Annotated in this window: 1 pseudogene; it reads right to left on the bottom strand. The window is 42.4% G+C overall.

The annotated features are described in order from the left end of the window. Positions 1–510 (bottom strand): annotated as a pseudogene (locus NAT47_RS12525) (gliding motility-associated C-terminal domain-containing protein); the annotation flags it as partial.

Raw genomic sequence — 510 nt, 5'->3', positions numbered from 1 at the left:
CAGATGGTGTAACAGGGGTTCCATTTAAAGTATCATTACTAAGTACGTTCACAACATTAGTAGAACCAGTAGTACCATTAATCGGACCTGCAGTATCTGCAACCGCATCAATTGGAGCAGCTGTTACCGCAACCGTTACTACCGCCGTATCGCAATTTGTTGGGTTTAATACCTCACAAATTTGATAAGTCAACGTGTAAGTTCCTGCTGGCGTACCTGCAACTACTTGAACACTTGTACCTGTTAAAGTAATACCTGCATTAGTAGAAGAAACAAACGTAGTAGTAACATCTGCTGGATTTACTGCTACTCCATTTAAAGTATCATTTGTAAGCACATTGGCTACTGCCGTACCACCTGTAGTACCATTAACTGGTGTACCTGCATCATTAACCGCATCAATTGGAGCAGCTGTTACCGCAACCGTTACTACCGCCGTATCGCAATTTGTTGGGTTTAATACCTCACAAATTTGATAAGTCAACGTGTAAGTTCCTGCTGGCGTACCTG

This window comes from Flavobacterium fragile, assembly GCF_023634865.1.
Classification (GTDB): domain Bacteria; phylum Bacteroidota; class Bacteroidia; order Flavobacteriales; family Flavobacteriaceae; genus Flavobacterium; species Flavobacterium fragile.
Note: the sequence above shows the minus strand (reverse complement) of the source record. Positions and strands in the feature narration are given on the sequence as shown.